We start from the raw sequence: 714 nt of genomic DNA, 5'->3' as shown, positions 1-714 counted from the left end.
AATAAATATCCTCCGGCATAGCCGGAGGTTTTTCATATGCGCCTATAAGGCTCTGTTACCAGCCGCGCCCTAACAGGCGCATCGCAATCTGACATTTGCATCCAAATTCTTTACTTACGGCCCGTAAACGGGCTACCTGGATACGGGATTGATAACTGTTCACCCAGTTTATCCTGCTCCAGTTGGTGCTTTATGTAGTCCCGGATCTTCGATGTATTTTTACCCACCGTATCTACATAATACCCTCGGCACCAAAACTCCCTGTTCCTATATTTGAATTTCAGATCACCAAATTGTTCATAGAGCATCAGACTGCTTTTGCCTTTCAGATACCCCATGAAGCTCGATACACTCATCTTCGGCGGGATCTCCACAAGCATATGTATGTGATCAGCACAGCACTCGGCTTCCAGAATCTGCACATTTTTCCATTCACACAGCTTTCTTAAGATACTCCCTACTACACGCCGTTTCTCACCGTAGAAGACCTGTCTTCGGTATTTGGGTGCGAAAACTATGTGATATTTACAGTTCCAGCGAGTGTGCGCTAAGCTCTTTTCGTCCCCCATTGGGACCCCCTTTTGATTTCTTGTTTGACCATTGCAGTTGCCAGACCGCAAGGTGTTTTAACAAATCAAAAGGGGTTTTTATATCCGCCCCAAAGCTGGAAGCTTTACGGAACCCCCAGCCTAGCTGGGGGTTTTCTATAGACAA

The 714-nt window shown here is 46.2% G+C and carries 2 protein-coding genes; both read right to left on the bottom strand.

The features are described from left to right. Positions 1-110 precede the first annotated feature (110 nt). Positions 111-569, bottom strand: coding sequence for an IS200/IS605-like element IS1541D family transposase (gene tnpA, locus OB87_RS19200; protein WP_033570971.1), 459 nt, complete (start codon positions 567-569; stop codon positions 111-113). Beyond that, positions 526-714, bottom strand: a 189-nt coding sequence (locus OB87_RS21065) for a hypothetical protein (RefSeq protein ID WP_226093687.1), incomplete at its 5' end; no start/stop codon positions are given. The genes tnpA and OB87_RS21065, both read right to left, overlap by 44 nt.

It is taken from the genome of Dickeya undicola (assembly GCF_000784735.1).
Lineage (GTDB): Bacteria > Pseudomonadota > Gammaproteobacteria > Enterobacterales > Enterobacteriaceae > Dickeya > Dickeya undicola.
Note: the sequence above shows the minus strand (reverse complement) of the source record. Positions and strands in the feature narration are given on the sequence as shown.